The sequence below is a fragment of the Streptomyces sp. W16 genome, from assembly GCF_033194735.1.
In the GTDB taxonomy this organism is placed as follows: domain Bacteria; phylum Actinomycetota; class Actinomycetes; order Streptomycetales; family Streptomycetaceae; genus Streptomyces.
The window spans coordinates 1-230 of the sequence record NZ_JAWOAI010001240.1 but is presented as its reverse complement, the minus strand read 5'-3'; the positions used below and the strand labels follow the sequence as shown (position 1 = coordinate 230).

At 54.3% G+C, this 230-nt stretch carries 1 rRNA gene; it reads left to right on the top strand.

Annotation, left to right across the window (positions count from 1 at the left end):
- Nucleotides 1-230: ribosomal RNA gene (locus R6V09_RS54400) — 23S ribosomal RNA — on the top strand; the annotation flags it as partial.

Here is a 230-nt window from a genome sequence, read left to right as displayed (position 1 = left end):
AGGCAAATCCGGATCACACATAGTCTGAGACCTGATGCCGAGCCGATTGTGGTGAAGTGGATGATCCTATGCTGTCGAGAAAAGCCTCTAGCGAGTTTCATGGCGGCCCGTACCCTAAACCGACTCAGGTGGTCAGGTAGAGAATACCGAGGCGTTCGGGTGAACTATGGTTAAGGAACTCGGCAAAATGCCCCCGTAACTTCGGGAGAAGGGGGGCCATCACCGGTGAT